14 protein-coding genes are annotated in these 15,547 nt (G+C 51.1%); 10 read left to right on the forward strand and 4 right to left on the reverse strand.

Features of this window, described 5'->3' with window-relative positions; all coding sequences use genetic code 11:
- The first annotated feature begins 135 nt into the window (after positions 1-135).
- The 3 genes from ppiD to IX31_RS10780 all read left to right on the forward strand — a co-directional run bounded on the left by ppiD (position 136) and on the right by IX31_RS10780 (position 3,065).
- Positions 136-2,007, forward strand: coding sequence for a peptidylprolyl isomerase (ppiD, locus tag IX31_RS10770; protein WP_034458000.1), 1,872 nt, complete (start codon positions 136-138; stop codon positions 2,005-2,007).
- A gap of 151 nt (positions 2,008-2,158) precedes the next feature.
- Positions 2,159-2,542, forward strand: a complete 384-nt coding sequence (locus tag IX31_RS10775; RefSeq protein ID WP_034458002.1) for a ComEA family DNA-binding protein — start codon at positions 2,159-2,161, stop codon at positions 2,540-2,542.
- A gap of 124 nt (positions 2,543-2,666) precedes the next feature.
- Complete coding sequence (locus IX31_RS10780; protein WP_034458004.1) at positions 2,667-3,065, forward strand: YbgC/FadM family acyl-CoA thioesterase; 399 nt, start codon at positions 2,667-2,669, stop codon at positions 3,063-3,065.
- 128 nt (positions 3,066-3,193) lie between these two features.
- Here IX31_RS10780 and queC read toward each other — a convergent pair whose 3' ends face one another.
- The gene (gene queC / locus IX31_RS10785; protein ID WP_034458006.1) at positions 3,194-3,889 is read right to left on the reverse strand and encodes a 7-cyano-7-deazaguanine synthase QueC; all 696 of its coding nucleotides are present in this window, start codon (positions 3,887-3,889) and stop codon (positions 3,194-3,196) included.
- Between the two features lie 64 nt (positions 3,890-3,953).
- Complete coding sequence (locus IX31_RS10790) at positions 3,954-5,657, reverse strand: SgrR family transcriptional regulator (protein ID WP_034458008.1); 1,704 nt, start codon at positions 5,655-5,657, stop codon at positions 3,954-3,956.
- Positions 5,658-5,760: 103 nt separating this feature from the next.
- Here IX31_RS10790 and cof point away from each other — a divergent pair, with 103 nt between their 5' ends.
- Positions 5,761-6,582, forward strand: a complete 822-nt coding sequence (gene cof, locus IX31_RS10795) for an HMP-PP phosphatase (RefSeq protein ID WP_034458010.1) — start codon at positions 5,761-5,763, stop codon at positions 6,580-6,582.
- A gap of 70 nt (positions 6,583-6,652) precedes the next feature.
- Here cof and IX31_RS10800 read toward each other — a convergent pair whose 3' ends face one another.
- Positions 6,653-7,714, reverse strand: coding sequence for a PLP-dependent cysteine synthase family protein (locus IX31_RS10800; protein WP_034458011.1), 1,062 nt, complete (start codon positions 7,712-7,714; stop codon positions 6,653-6,655).
- A gap of 115 nt (positions 7,715-7,829) precedes the next feature.
- On the opposite strand from IX31_RS10800, the gene IX31_RS10805 reads away from it, so the two are divergent.
- The 5 genes from IX31_RS10805 to amtB all read left to right on the forward strand — a co-directional run bounded on the left by IX31_RS10805 (position 7,830) and on the right by amtB (position 13,819).
- Positions 7,830-8,291 (forward strand): Lrp/AsnC family transcriptional regulator, encoded by a 462-nt coding sequence (locus IX31_RS10805; protein ID WP_034458013.1) that lies wholly within the window; start codon positions 7,830-7,832, stop codon positions 8,289-8,291.
- A gap of 68 nt (positions 8,292-8,359) precedes the next feature.
- The gene (locus IX31_RS10810; protein ID WP_034458015.1) at positions 8,360-10,138 is read left to right on the forward strand and encodes a SmdA family multidrug ABC transporter permease/ATP-binding protein; all 1,779 of its coding nucleotides are present in this window, start codon (positions 8,360-8,362) and stop codon (positions 10,136-10,138) included.
- Positions 10,131-11,909: a SmdB family multidrug efflux ABC transporter permease/ATP-binding protein gene (locus IX31_RS10815; RefSeq protein WP_034458016.1), complete on the forward strand. Its 1,779-nt coding sequence runs from the start codon at positions 10,131-10,133 to the stop codon at positions 11,907-11,909. The genes IX31_RS10810 and IX31_RS10815 overlap by 8 nt, the downstream gene beginning before the upstream one ends.
- Before the next feature lie 253 nt (positions 11,910-12,162).
- Positions 12,163-12,501, forward strand: coding sequence for a P-II family nitrogen regulator (gene glnK, locus IX31_RS10820; protein WP_034458018.1), 339 nt, complete (start codon positions 12,163-12,165; stop codon positions 12,499-12,501).
- A 31-nt stretch (positions 12,502-12,532) separates the two neighbouring features.
- Complete coding sequence (amtB, locus tag IX31_RS10825; RefSeq protein WP_034458019.1) at positions 12,533-13,819, forward strand: ammonium transporter AmtB; 1,287 nt, start codon at positions 12,533-12,535, stop codon at positions 13,817-13,819.
- Between the two features lie 60 nt (positions 13,820-13,879).
- Here amtB and tesB read toward each other — a convergent pair whose 3' ends face one another.
- Entirely contained in the window at positions 13,880-14,740 is an 861-nt protein-coding gene (gene tesB / locus IX31_RS10830; RefSeq protein WP_034458021.1) for an acyl-CoA thioesterase II, read from the reverse strand.
- A 216-nt stretch (positions 14,741-14,956) separates the two neighbouring features.
- On the opposite strand from tesB, the gene IX31_RS10835 reads away from it, so the two are divergent.
- Positions 14,957-15,532, forward strand: a complete 576-nt coding sequence (locus IX31_RS10835) for a YbaY family lipoprotein (protein WP_034458023.1) — start codon at positions 14,957-14,959, stop codon at positions 15,530-15,532.
- Positions 15,533-15,547 lie beyond the last annotated feature (15 nt).

Genomic DNA, 15,547 nt, shown 5'->3' on the forward strand with positions numbered 1-15,547 from the left:
TTGATGATTTGAACCCGTTTTCTTGTCACAATACCCGCTTGCACGCAGCGGCACAGCAGTACGCATATTCAGGGATGCCCATTTAGCGACTGCGCTGGGTTTACCATTCACACTACAGTGGAGTGTTGTTACACCATGATGGACAATTTACGTACGGCGGCAAACAGCCTCGTAATCAAGATAATTTTCGGGATCATTATCGTGTCATTCATTTTGACTGGCGTGAGTGGCTACCTGATTGGCGGTAGTGCCAACTACGCCGCAAAAGTGAATGGCCAGGAAATTAGCCGTGGTCAGTTTGAAAATGCTGTTGCCAGTGAGCGTAATCGCCAGCAGCAACAGCTTGGCGAACAGTTCTCTGTGCTAGCCGGTAACGAAGGCTACATGAAGCAGATGCGTCAACAGGTGCTGTCGCGCATGATTGATGAAGCGTTAATGGACCAATACGCCAAACATCTTGGTCTTGGTATTAGCGACGAACAAATTAAACAAGCCATCTTTAAAGAACCTGCATTCCAGAACAACGGCAAATTCGATAACGCACGTTATACCGCCATTATCAGCAATATGGGTATGACTGCGGATCAATACGCCCAGGCATTGCGTAATCAACTGACCACTCAGCAGCTGATTAATGCTGTTGTGGGTACTGATTTCATGCTGGCGGGTGAAACTGACGAGTTGGCAGCACTGGTGTCGCAACAACGTGTGGTTCGTGAAGCCACAATTGATGTAAATGCACTGGCTGCGAAGCAGGAAGTTTCCGAGCAGGAAATCAACTCCAACTACGAGCAGAACAAAAACAACTACATTGCCCCTGAGCAGTTCAAAGTAAGCTACATCATGCTTGATGCAGCTTCTCAGAATGTTGAAGTAGCAGATACAGATATTCAGGCTTACTACGACCAGCATCAGGACGAGTTCACTCAGCCTCAACGTAACCGTTACAGCGTGATTCAGACTAAAACTGAAGCCGAAGCTAAAGCGATTCTTGATGAGCTAAGCAAAGGCGGTGATTTTGCTGCTCTGGCAAAAGAAAAATCGGCTGATATCATCTCTGCCCGCAACGGCGGTGACATGGGTTGGCTTGAGCCTGGCACCACGCCTGATGAGCTGAAAAATGCCGGTCTGAAAGACAAAGGCCAGCTTTCTGGTGTTATCAAATCTTCAGTTGGCTTCCTGGTCGTTCGTCTTGATGACATTCAGCCTGCGCAAACTAAACCATTGGCAGAAGTGAAAGACGCCATTGCTGCGAAAGTGAAGCAAGAGAAAGCGGTCGATGCTTACTACGCGTTGCAGCAGAAAGTTAGCGATGCGGCAAGCAATGATAACGAATCTCTGGCAAGTGCTGAGAAAGTTGCTGGTGTTAAAGCTGTTGAGACCGGTTGGTTTGGTCACGACAACTTACCTGCAGCGCTGAACTTCAAACCTGTTTCAGACGCTATTTTTAATGGTGGTCTGGTCGGTGCGAACGGCGCTCCGGGTATGAACTCCGACATCATTACTGTTGATGGTGACCGCGCGTTTGTTATTCGTATCGCTGAGCACAAAGCTGAAGCTATCAAACCGTTAGCTGAAGTTCGTGAACAGGTTATCGCGCAGGTTAAACATCAGAAAGCTGAGCAACAAGCTAAGCTGGATGCTGACAAGCTGCTGAATGCGCTGAAATTGGGTAAAGGCGATGAAGCTATGAAAGCCGCTGGCTTGAGCTTCGGTGAAGCGAAAACGCTGACCCGTACTGGCCAGGACCCTATTAGCCAGGCCGCCTTCAACCTGCCATTACCAGCAAAAGATAAGCCAGCCTTCGGCGTGGCAAATGACATGCAGGGTAATGTGGTTCTGTTAGCTCTGGATCAAGTTAAGCCTGGTGACATGCCGGCAGAACAGAAAAAAGCGATGGTTCAGGGTATCACTCAGAACAACGCCCAGATCACTTTCGAAGCGCTGATGACCAACCTGCGCAAAGAAGCGAAAATTAAGATGGGTGACAGCATCGAACAGCAGTAATTAACCTCGAGGTTTCTCGCAGTTAACTGCAACACTATGCAACATTTAAAGGCCGCTTTCGCGGCCTTTTCCATATTTGAAGATTGCCATTTGTAGCTGTTTTTTTTCCTCGATAAGGTGGCTTCGCTGTCAACACACAAGGAGGAACAGCATGAAAACAGGATTCAAAAGTGGAATACAAGCAATGTGCATTGCCGTGGCATTTATTGGTACGAGCATCTGCACTCAGGCTCTGGCGGCCCCAGTTGCTGTCAAAAATGATACAGCTCAGGCTCAACAGCACAGCGATAAAACCCCAGTCACCCCTGTTGCTACCGCTAAATCGAGCGACGCTGATGATGGTGTGGTAAGTATTAACACGGCGAGCGCAGAAGCTTTGGCACAGGCAATGAATGGTGTTGGCCTGAAAAAAGCACAATCGATTGTGAGTTACCGGGAAGAGTACGGCCCATTCAAGGCACTGGAGCAATTGCAAGAGGTACCCGGGATTGGCAGTGCATTGGTAGAACGTAATCTGTCTCACATTAAGCTTTAACGCTTAGTGCTCCTTGCTCGCGCAGCTGGGAAAGTTTGCTATGCTAAATCACAGGTCATACCAGTTTGGTGTGGCCTGTTACCTCACCTGAATATTAAAACTACAGTGAAAGGGTTTTAGCGCTATGCAAACACAAATCAAAGTTCGGGGTTACCATCTTGATTTCTATCAACATGTTAACAATGCCCGCTACCTTGAGTTTCTCGAAGAAGCCCGCTGGGAAGGGCTGGAAAATGCGGCAGGATTCCAGTGGATGACCGAGCACAACATTGCGTTCATCGTGGTGAATATCAACATCAATTATCGTCGCCCGGCGGTGTTGGGCGATCTTTTGCGTATTGAAAGCACCTTGCAGCAACTTAACGGAAAAAGTGGCGTGTTGAGCCAGGTGGTTAAGCTTGAGCCAGAAGGCGAAGTGGTCGCAGACGCACTGCTGACATTCGTGTGCATTGATTTAAAAACCCAGAAATCAGTGCCGTTGGAAGGGGAGTTGCGCGAGAAGTTAGTGCAGATGATGGAATAATTCCTTTATTACTGACAAATGTCGGATGGCGCTCCGCTAATCCGACCTACGAACCGGCTTTGTAGGGTGGATAAGCGTCAGCGCCATCCACCATTGCGAAGCAGATTTATCATCTGCTCCGCGAAACATTACTTCAGGCTGGTTTTCTTTTTCATGGCTGCCATTACTCCTGGTTTATCCGCCAGGTAATGGTTAATACCGTTAGCACGCAGGTTGCATGCGGCACATTCGCCACAGCCGTCGCCTTTAATGCCGTTATAGCAGGTCAGCGTTTCGCTCCGCACCAGATCCAGTTGCTGCCAGTAGTCCGCTAGCGCCCATGTTTCTGCTTTATCGAGCCACATCAGCGGTGTTTCGAAGCGAATATCGCGAGCCATACCAAGACTTACGGCATGATTCAGGGCTTTTACGAATTCATCTCGGCAGTCCGGGTAACCGGAGAAATCAGTTTCACAAACACCGGTGATCACCGCTTCGGCTTCAACCTGATATGCGTAAATCGCCGTCAGCGTCAGGAACAGAATATTGCGGCCTGGAACAAAAGTGCTTGGGATACCTTTTTCTTCGGGACTGTACCCCGGCACCGGAATGCTATCGCGCGTCAGGCTGCTGACAGCCAGTTCATTCAATAGCGTGACATCCAACACTTTATGCGCACGCGCACCCAGTTTCAGCGCCAGTTCACGAGCAACGTCAATCTCAGCACGGTGGCGCTGGCCATAATCAAATGTCACACAGTGGACTTCATCATACTGCTGTAATGCCTGAATCAGGCAGGTTGTGGAATCCTGGCCACCACTAAAGACGACAACTGCACGTTTCATGAGTAATCCTGTTAAACAGCTAAAAACCTATGGTAACTCGTGGGCAGATAGCTGCCCAGCTTCTTCACACCATCGTTGGTGGCGGTAACCATGCCTGGGTGAAATCGAACCAACCCCAGGCATTAAGCTCGATACCATTAACACCCGGCGGCGCGCTGATCTGGTAGCGGTAATTAAACAGTGGCGAGACTATCGCATCACACATTAACGCGCTGAACACTTCCTGCAAACCGGTGCTGCGGGCGTGTTCATCCGGGTGGATTTGCACACTATCGAGTGTTGCCTGCAAATGGGTGTACTGACTTTCAGTAAGAACCGCGGGCCACAGTACATCGCTGCGTAACCACTGCTCCAGCGTGTAGACCGGAGCCTCGCCAATCAGACGGTCGCCCATCATTAAATCGGCCTCAGCCAACGCCTCACATCCTGCCCAGTTTTTCGCATCATGAAATATCAGTGTGAGCTCGCAACCCAAATCCGCCAGATGCGTTTTAAGCTGTTGCGCCATGACATGCAACTCAACAGGCAAATGATAAATCAACGTTAATTGCGGTGGCAGCGTTATCGCTCCGGACAATGGCCATTCGGGGAGTTTCCATCCAGGGATCATCTCGCTACTTGGGGTGATCAGTGATTCATCGACCGGAAGGCTTTCAATCAACTGCTGCTGCTGAATGATTTGCATCAGGAAGCGTGCCTGCTCCGATGTTAGATTGCTGTTTTGTTTTACCGCCAGATAGCAAAACCCAAGGCTAATACTATTGCTGACAGGCCGTAAATGAACCAACTCGTCTTGCTGACCAATGGCGATCTGCACCGGATGGCGGCAACTGGTTCCTAGTTCGGTGTCAAACAATTGCGGGGTAATCCAGAACTCTACGGCTTTGAGCAGTGGATGGCTGAGGTGGTAGTACTCAAAACTCTCGATACGCACCAGATTCTCTTTAAAGCTGCTAATCCGAAATGGCCCACAGCCCATTTGTGTATCTTCCGGATGTGCCAGGCGGCTGCAATAACTTGCCAGCCGATGCGCCAGCCAGTAATCGGGAGTATGCAATATGAAACGGATGCATTGCGCATGGGCAAGTTCAATGCTCTTCACGCTGATAAACAAACGTCGCATAGCCGGAAGTGTCAGCAGCATCATCAATCGTTGCTGTAACTGTATGGTTTCCACCGGCTCGCCATTATGCCAGTGCAAAGTGGAACGAATGAAAAAGTACCAGCTAAGGCCATCTTTAGAGACTTGCCAGTGGTGAGCAAGATCGGGTTGGGGTGCCGCGCTTTGCGAGGTGAAACGGGTAAGTCCGGCAAAGACCTGGCCCGCAAGGTGCTGCTCGGCACGACCTGGCAAGAATCCCGGCTGCAATGGTTCTAATGGTCGATAGTAGGGAATACGTAAAGTCGGCGTATCGTTTTGCCATTGCCCTCCGAGGAATGGTTGCAGCAATTGGCGCAACTGTTCAGGGGCGATTTGCGCAAGCTCAAGGGCATTCTGATGCTGTCCTTTATGCAGTACTTGCTCCATCATTCCGGAACGAACGCTTTCTGGTGTCACCAGAAAAGTCAGGGTGCCGCGTTTCCCTCGCCCCGACTGCGCACGCCATGTCAGCCAACCCGCACCTTCAAGTTGATTAAGTAATGTTCGCACATGGCGATCACTGCAAAAGCAGCGTGCGGCGAGCTCCGCTACCGTAACTTGCTGCGGTTCTCCTGCCGAGGGCTGCCACAGGCGTTGAAATTGGTTTAATCGGTTTAACAGGCGCATTGGTTTAAACCCGGAACAATTTCATGAAAGTATTCACTATTAGTTCCGTATATGCCAGGTGATACTGCCAACTGTGTTTTAGTCGTCACAAACCGGAGTAAACATGGCTCGTCTGGCTGCATTTGATATGGATGGCACGTTGTTAATGCCCAATCATCTTTTGGGTGAAGAAACCGTGCATACCCTTAACCGGCTGCGGGATGAACGCCAGATAACCCTCGCGTTTGCTACTGGCCGCCATGTGCTGGAAATGCGTCATGTGCTGAGCAAGCTCTCCCTTGAAGCGTTTTTGATTACCGGCAACGGCACGCGTATTCACTCAACGCAAGGCGATCTTCTGCATCGCCAGGATCTGTCACCTGAGGCGGCGGAAATGGTTATCCACGGGCAATGGGATACTCAGGCGAGTCTGCATGTGTTTAATGACACCGGGTGGCTAACCCAGTATGAAGTCGGCGAAATGCTGAATGCACACGTTTATAGCGGTTTTAGCCCGAAAATTGTCGACGTTAAGCGCATTCCGTCCGATGAAGTCACCAAAATTTGTTTCTGCGCCCCTCATGAAGATCTTGTTCGTTTAAAAGTCCAACTGGACGAGGCTTTAGATGGGCGGGCATTTTTATGTTTCTCAGCAGTAGACTGCCTGGAAGTGTTACCGATTGGCTGCAACAAGGGTTCTGCGCTCGGTGTATTGAGTCAGCATCTTGGTTTAACAATGAAAGATTGTATGGCATTTGGTGACGCGATGAATGACCGCGAAATGCTTTCAAGCGTGGGGCATGGTTTGATCATGGGCAACGCGATGGCGCAACTGAAAGAAGATTTACCGCATTTACCTGTTATTGGTCACTGCAATAAACAGGCTGTTTCTCATTATTTGAATCATTGGCTGGATACACCAAATCTCACCTATTCCCCCGAATGACGAGACTTTTCAGCTGGCCGGATTAAATATCCGGCCTCTTTTTTTCCCGCCATATATCAATTACATCGAATTATTTAGAGGGATGCCCAGTTAATAATTGCTCGATTTCTGCTCGGGCTGGCTGTAAATCACCGATATTCGCTTTCACCCAATCTGCGTTGTAATAGGTTTCCAGATAGCGTTCACCGCTGTCACAAAGCAGCGTCACAATCGAACCCGTGCGCCCTTCAGCACGCATACGTTCGGCAAGCTGTAAAACGCCCCACATATTGGTGCCGGTAGATGCGCCCACTTTGCGGCCTAACATCGTTTCCAGCCACTGCATGGTGGCGATACTTGCCGCATCAGGAACACGCATCATTTCGTCAATAACATCCGGGATAAACGATGGCTCGCAGCGCGGGCGGCCAATTCCTTCAATTTTGCTGCCAACGGCGCTGCGCAAGCTGCAATCACGATTCTGCCAATAATCCATAAACACAGAGTTTTGCGGGTCGACTACGGTCAGTTTTGTTGGGTGACCCTGGTAGCGTAAGTAACGCCCGATGGTGGCAGAGGTGCCGCCTGTACCTGCACTCATGACAATATAATCCGGAACCGGGTGAGGCTCATGCTCCATTTGGCGGAAAATACTGTCGGCAATATTGTTGTTACCGCGCCAGTCGGTTGCGCGTTCTGCGTAAGTGAACTGGTCCATATAATGGCCATTCAACTCACGCTCCAGCATTTCGGATGCCGCGTAGATTTCACACGCACTCTCCACGAAATGACAGCGACCGCCGTAAAACTCAATTTGCTCCACTTTACGTTTAGCCGTGCAGGCTGGCATAACGGCGATAAACGGCAGACCCAGCAAGCGAGCAAAATACGCTTCCGAAACGGCCGTTGAGCCCGAGGAGGCTTCAATAATCGTGGTGCCTTCTTTAATCCAGCCGTTACACAAACCGTAAAGGAACAGCGATCGGGCGAGGCGATGTTTAAGGCTGCCCGTTGGATGCGTGCTTTCATCTTTCAGGTAGAGCTGAATGCCGGGGAAACCAGGCAGCGACAGGCGAATTAAATGCGTATCGGCAGAGCGTTGGTAATCGGCGTTAATTTCGCTAATGGCGTGGTTTACCCAGGTGCTGGTCATGGTGATATCCGGTTTGTCTATTTGTGCTTAGATTAATGCAAAAGAAAGATAAAAAAGTTGCCTTTTAGCCTTCGAGTGGCATTCAATGGAGAAAATATTTCTCTCCGAGGTCGTCATGTTAGATAAAATTGACCGCAAGCTGTTATCCTTGCTGCAAAATGACTGCACCCTCTCTTTGCAGGCTCTCGCTGATGCCGTTAATCTGACCACCACACCCTGCTGGAAACGCCTGAAACGTCTTGAAGACGACGGGGTGATTCGGGCGAAAGTGGCGCTGTTAGATCCGGAAAAACTCGGCCTGGGGCTGACAGCTTTCGTGCTTATCAAAACCCAGCATCACAGCAGCGAGTGGTATTGTAAATTTGTCTCCGTCGTTGAAGAAATGCCCGAAGTGCTGGGCTTCTGGCGAATGGCGGGCGAATACGACTACCTGATGCGAGTGCAGGTAGAAGACATGAAACGATACGATGATTTTTACAAACGGCTGGTGAACGGTATTCCCGGTTTAAGTGATGTCACTTCGAGTTTTGCCATGGAACAGATAAAATACACCACGGCTTTGCCATTAGAGCGTTAAGCCCTCAGCGCCATTAGTTTTTCATTTTTCTGCCTGCCAGGCAGACAGTACTTCAGGAATCTGACTGCGTGCGATTATTTGCTCAATTAAGCTGGTACTTCACCCGCGAGTGGCGACGCTATCTCGGGGCGGTTGCCTTGCTTATTATCATTGCCATCCTGCAACTGGTGCCGCCGAAAGTCGTGGGCATTATTGTCGATGGTGTCACCCAGCAGCGCCTCTCAGGAAAAGATGTGCTGATATGGATTGGCTTGATGATTGTTATCGCGGTGGCGGTCTATATCCTGCGCTATGTCTGGCGCGTGCTGCTTTTCGGTGCATCTTATCAGTTGGCTGTCGAACTGCGCGAAGACTACTACCGCCAGTTAAGCCGCCAGCACCCCGAATTTTACCTGCGTCACCGCACTGGTGATTTAATGGCGCGGGCGACAAACGACGTCGACCGGGTGGTTTTCGCCGCAGGCGAAGGCGTATTAACTCTGGTGGATTCGCTGGTAATGGGCTGCGCGGTATTGATTGTAATGTCGACGCAAATCAGCTGGGAGCTGACGTTACTCGCGCTATTGCCGATGCCGGTCATGGCATTGGTTATCAAACGCTATGGCGATCAGTTGCACCAGCGCTTCAAACTGGCGCAGGCTGCATTTTCCACGCTTAATGACCGCACCCAGGAAAGTTTATCCAGCATCCGTATGATCAAAGCGTTTGGTTTGGAAGATCGCCAGTCTGCGTTGTTTGCTGCCGAAGCCAAAGATGCGGGAGCGAAAAACATGCGCGTGGCGCGAGTCGATGCCCGTTTTGACCCGACGATTTATATCACCATCGGCACGGCTAACTTGCTCGCTATTGGCGGCGGCAGCTGGATGGTGATTCAGGGGACGCTGACGCTTGGACAACTCACAAGCTTTGTGATGTATCTCGGCCTGATGATTTGGCCGATGCTGGCGCTGGCGTGGATGTTCAATATTGTTGAGCGTGGTAGTGCGGCCTACAGCCGTATTCGCAGCATGCTCGCTGAAGCGCCGTCAGTAAAAGATGGCGAGCAAGAAGCGCCTGCCGGGCGCGGCTCGGTGGAAGCTAATATTCAGGCGTTCCACTATCCGCAAACGGCGCGACCGACTCTTGAAAACGTTTCTTTTACGCTAAAGCCTGGTGAAATGCTTGGCCTTTGTGGGCCGACCGGTGCCGGGAAAAGTACCATTTTGTCTCTGATCCAGCGCCATTTTGATATCGACCAGGGCGAGATTTGTTTCCACGGTATTCCGCTGGTGCAAATGCGGCTCGACTCCTGGCGTAGCCGCCTGGCGGTCGTTAACCAGACGCCGTTCCTGTTTTCTGACACAGTCGCCAGCAATATTGCGCTGGGTAAACCGGATGCTACGCAGGAAGAGATCGAACACGTCGCAAGACTTGCCAGCGTACATGACGATATTTTGCGCCTGCCGCAAGGTTATGAAACCGAAGTGGGCGAGCGCGGTGTAATGCTATCTGGCGGCCAGAAGCAGCGTATTTCGATTGCCCGCGCATTATTACTTGATGCGGAGATCTTGATTCTTGATGACGCGCTTTCTGCTGTTGACGGGCGTACAGAACACCAAATTCTTCATAACCTGCGCCAGTGGGGTGAAAACCGCACCGTGATCATCAGTGCGCACCGGTTGTCAGCCCTGACAGAAGCCAGTGAAATCCTGGTGATGCAACATGGCCATGTTGCACAGCGCGGCAATCACGATGCGCTGGTGGGTCAACCTGGCTGGTATCGCGACATGTATCGTTATCAACAGCTGGAAGCGGCGTTAGATGATGCGCCAGAAACAACGGCAGACGAGGAGGCCGCCAATGCGTAAATCAATACAGCAATGGCCGACCATAAAACGCCTGCTGGCTTATGGCTCCCCGTGGCGTAAACCACTGGCTGGTGCGGTTGTCATGCTGTGGGTTGCAGCGGCTGCTGAAGTGACTGGCCCAATTCTTGTGAGTTACTTTATTGATAATATGGTGTCTGAACATCGCTTGCCGGTTGCCGCAGTGGCAGGGCTTGCGACTGCGTATTTGCTGCTGTCAATTTCCGCCGCCGGCCTGCACTACTGGCAGGCATTGCTGTTTAACCAGGCCGCCGTTGGCGTAGTGCAAAAATTACGTACCGATGTAATGGACGCTGCACTGCGCCAGCCACTGAGCACTTTTGATACCCAACCGGTGGGGCAACTCATTTCGCGAGTCACCAACGATACCGAAGTGATCCGTGATCTTTACGTAACGGTCGTTGCCACGGTATTACGCAGCGCGGCATTGATTGGTGCGATGCTGGTGGCGATGTTCAGCCTCGACTGGCGTATGGCATCGGTGGCGGTTTGCATCTTCCCGGCAGTGATTATTGTGATGTTTATCTACCAGCGGTACAGCACGCCGATTGTGCGCCGCGTGCGCAGTTACCTGGCCGATATCAACGATGGCTTTAACGAAGTCATTAATGGCATGAGTGTTATCCAGCAGTTCCGCCAGCAGGCCCGTTTTGGTGAGCGTATGAATGCTGCGAGCCGGTCGCACTATATGGCACGTATGCAAACACTACGCCTGGATGGCTTTTTACTGCGCCCGTTATTGAGCTTGTTCTCTGCCATGGTGCTGTGCGGCTTGCTGATGCTGTTTGGTTTTACCTCGGTGGGCACTATTGAAGTTGGTGTTTTGTACGCATTTATCAACTATCTGGGGCGTCTTAACGAGCCGTTAATCGAACTCACGACCCAACAATCCATGCTGCAACAGGCGGTGGTGGCGGGTGAGCGCGTGTTCGAGCTAATGGATGGCAAGCGCCAGGATTATGGTAACGACAATCGCCCACTCGAAAGCGGCCATATTGAAGTTGATAACGTGTCGTTTGCCTATCGCGGCGACCGCCTGGTGCTGGAAAATATTAATCTGGATGTCCCGGCGCGCAGTTTCGTTGCATTAGTTGGTCACACGGGCAGCGGGAAAAGCACGCTTGCCAACTTGCTGATGGGCTATTACCCGCTCACCAACGGTGAAATCCGCCTTGATGGTCGCCCGCTGGATACCTTGAGCCACAGCGTGCTGCGTCATGGGGTTGCGATGGTTCAGCAAGACCCGGTAGTGCTGGCGGACTCCTTCTTTGCCAACGTTACGCTTGGGCGTGACATCAGCGAGGATGCCGTCTGGCAAGCGCTGGAAACGGTGCAACTTGCACAATTGGCTCGCACCATGACTGATGGAATTCATACACGACTGGGCGAGCAGGGTAATAATTTGTCCGTTGGCCAGAAACAGCTACTGGCGCTGGCGCGAGTGCTGGTGGATGCGCCGCAGATTCTGATCCTTGATGAAGCAACCGCAAATATCGACTCTGGCACCGAGCAGGCAATCCAACAAGCACTGGCAGCCGTCCGTGAGCACACCACGCTTGTCGTTATCGCGCACCGCTTATCGACTATTACCGATGCCGACACGATTCTGGTGCTGCACCGCGGGCAGGCTGTTGAACGAGGCACTCATAGCGAGCTGTTAGCTGCGCAAGGACGTTACTGGCAGATGTATCAACTGCAACTGGCTGGTGAAGAATTAGCCGCCGCCACGCGTGAAGAACACACAACCGCGTGATGCACCAAAATCACGCATAAAACCAATGGTTATCACCATTGGTGCAGAAGCGAAACGCACCATGCACTAAAGTGGTGCGTTTTTATTCTCTAAGAACTTTCTTAATCCCAGTCATCGTAATTTCTATCCTGAAAATCCCCATTTGGCGCGGTTTAACGCGCTGAAAATAGCTGTTTTTCAAATTTGGCATGGCCTTTGCTTTATCTAATTCGTATCGCAGAGGCAATTACCCAATTCTGACTGGAGGGGATCTATGAAGCTGGTTACCGTGGTGATCAAACCGTTCAAACTCGAAGACGTTCGCGAAGCGCTGTCTTCAATCGGTATTCAAGGGCTGACCGTGACTGAAGTGAAAGGCTTTGGTCGCCAAAAGGGTCATGCAGAGTTGTACCGCGGTGCTGAGTACAGCGTCAATTTCCTGCCTAAAGTGAAAATTGATGTGGCAATTGCCGATGATCAACTCGATGAAGTTATTGATGTCATTAGCAAAGCTGCCTATACCGGCAAGATTGGCGATGGCAAAATTTTCGTTGCTGAGTTGCAACGGGTCGTCCGCATTCGTACCGGCGAAGCCGACGAAGCTGCACTGTAATCGTCTTGCCACTCGTGAAGGGATGGAAAAAATGAAAAAATTAGCCTCTATCTTAGGCGTTGTAGCCCTGGCACTAGCGCCATCAATTGCCCTTGCGGCACCGGCTGTGGTCGATAAAGCAGATAACGCCTTTATGATGATTAGCACCGCATTGGTGCTGTTTATGACAATTCCGGGACTGGCACTGTTTTACGGCGGCCTGATTCGCTCTAAAAACGTGCTGTCAATGCTGACTCAGATTACGGTTACGTTTGCCTTGGTTTGTGTGCTGTGGGTAGTTTACGGTTACTCATTAACCTTTGGTGCCGGTGGTAACTTCTTCGGTAACTTCGATTGGGTAATGTTGAAGAACATTCAGCTCACTGCGCTGACAGGCTCTTTCTACCAATATATTCATGTTGCGTTCCAGGGCTCCTTCGCCTGTATCACTGTTGGCCTGATTGTTGGCGCACTGGCTGAACGTATTCGCTTCTCGGCGGTACTTATCTTTGTCGTAATTTGGCTGACGCTTTCATACTTGCCGATTGCACATATGGTATGGGGCGGTGGTCTGCTGGCGACGCATGGCGCAATGGACTTTGCAGGTGGCACAGTGGTTCACATCAACGCCGCAGTAGCAGGGCTGGTGGGTGCGTACCTGATTGGCAAACGTGTGGGTTATGGTAAAGAAGCATTCAAACCGCACAACTTGCCGATGGTATTTACCGGCACAGCAATTCTCTATTTCGGCTGGTTTGGCTTCAACGCAGGCTCTGCAAGTGCTGCTAACGAAATTGCTGCATTGGCCTTTGTGAACACTGTTGTTGCAACAGCGGCAGCCGTTCTCGGTTGGGTATTTGGCGAGTGGGCATTGCGCGGCAAACCATCTTTGTTGGGTGCATGTTCCGGTGCTATCGCAGGTCTGGTTGGTATCACTCCTGCCTGTGGTTATGTTGGTGTAGGCGGTGCATTGATTATCGGTATCGTTGCAGGTCTGGCTGGCTTGTGGGGCGTGACGCTGCTGAAAAAATGGCTGCGTGTAGATGACCCTTGTGATGTGTTCGGTGTCCATGGCGTGTGCGGTATCGTTGGTTGCATCATGACGGGTATCTTCGCCGCGCCATCTCTTGGCGGTGTGGGTTACGCAGAAGGCGTGACTATGGGCCATCAACTGCTGGTGCAGTTAGAAAGTATCGGTGTGACGATTCTGTGGTCTGCGGTAGTCGCCTTCATCGGCTTCAAAGTTGCCGATCTGACTGTGGGCCTGCGTGTACCTGAAGAGCATGAGCGCGAAGGTCTGGACGTTAACAGCCACGGCGAAAATGCTTACAACGCATAAATCATTCAATAATAAAAAAGGCGGAGCATTTGCTCCGCCTTTTTGCTTTTAAACGGCAGGTTAGCTGCGCTTACGCATCACCCCTTCTTGCACCGTTGATGCAACTAAAACACCGTCACGGGAATAAAACTCCCCACGCACAAAACCACGCGCGCTGGAGGCCGAAGTGCTTTCCACGCTGTACAGCAGCCAGTCATTCATATCGAACGGACGGTGGAACCACATTGAGTGATCGATGGTGGCAACCTGCATACCCGGCTCCAGGAAGCCTACGCCGTGAGGCTGAAGCGCGACCGGCAGGAAGTTGAAGTCTGAGGCATAGCCCAACAAATACTGATGTACGCGCAAATCGGCTGGCATCTGACCATTGGCCCGCATCCACACCTGGCGCACCGGCTCATCAACGTGGCCCTGCATTGGGTTATGGAACACCACCGGGCGAATCTCCAGCGGCTTTTCACACAGAAACTTCTCTTTGAGCGTCTGAGGCAACAGCTTTTCAAACGCCATGGCGATTTCAGTTTCTGATTTCAGGTTTTCCGGGGCGGGGGCAGCAGGCATGGTTTTTTGATGCTCAAAACCTGTTTCTGGCGCCTGGAAAGAGGCTGTCATGTAGAAAATCGGTTTGCCATTCTGAATTGCTGCCACCCGACGGGCGCTGAAGCTATTGCCGTCGCGCAGCGTTTCAACGTCATACACAATCGGTTTTTGGCTATCGCCTGGACGCAGAAAGTAGCTGTGGAATGAGTGCACCAGGCGGTCAAGTGGTACGGTTTCTTTAGCGGCATATAACGCCTGGCCAACGACTTGCCCACCAAACACCTGACGTAAACCTAAGTCCTCGCTCTGGCCACGAAAAATACCTTCTTCAATCTTTTCCAGATTGAGTAATGCCAACAAATTGCTGAGCGCCTGACTCATAAAAGGTCCTCAATAAAAGAAATTTAAATCGTGCAATTGGCCTGATTATAACAGGTTTCCAACATTCTCCACGTAGTGGCCCGACCTGATGATCTGTTTCGGTTTTGGGCAAAAATCAGTTATATGTGCCACACTTAGCGTGATAAGCATGTTTAACCACTCATTACTCGTAGGCCTCAGGCTTGCGGGTGCATTGATAATAAGGAGAACAAATCAATGAAACTTGTGCACACGTTAAGTGGTTTAGCCATTGCTGTTGCGATGGCGGGATGCGCGCAGAAAAGTGCCGATATCCCAACGCCTGCACCTGCTGCAACGACCTCATCCGCAGCGGCAACGGCTCAGTCTGATATTAAACAGCCTAACGTTTCTGGTACGGTCTGGATTCGTCAGAAAGTCGCATTGCCGCCTGATGCAGTACTCACTGTAACTTTATCTGATGCCTCTTTGGCGGATGCTCCGTCAAAAGTGCTGGCGCAAAAAGCGGTGCGTACCGAAGGGAAACAGTCTCCGTTCAGTTTTGTGCTGCCGTTTAACCCGGCCGATATACAGCCAAACGCGCGCATTATCCTGAGTGCGGCCATCACCGTGAACGATAAACTGATGTTTATCACCGATACCATTCAGCCGGCAGTGAATCAGGGCGGGACAAAAGTGGATCTGACGCTGGTTCCTGTTCAGCAAACGGCGGTCCCAGTTCAGACTAGTGGCGGAGCGGCAACAACAGTGCCATTAACTTCACCGACTCAGGTAAACCCTTCTTCAGCGGTTCCTGCGCCGACGCAGTTCTGATCGAATGCGCCTCTG

Source organism: Buttiauxella noackiae, from assembly GCF_000737905.1.
Classification (GTDB): domain Bacteria; phylum Pseudomonadota; class Gammaproteobacteria; order Enterobacterales; family Enterobacteriaceae; genus Buttiauxella; species Buttiauxella noackiae.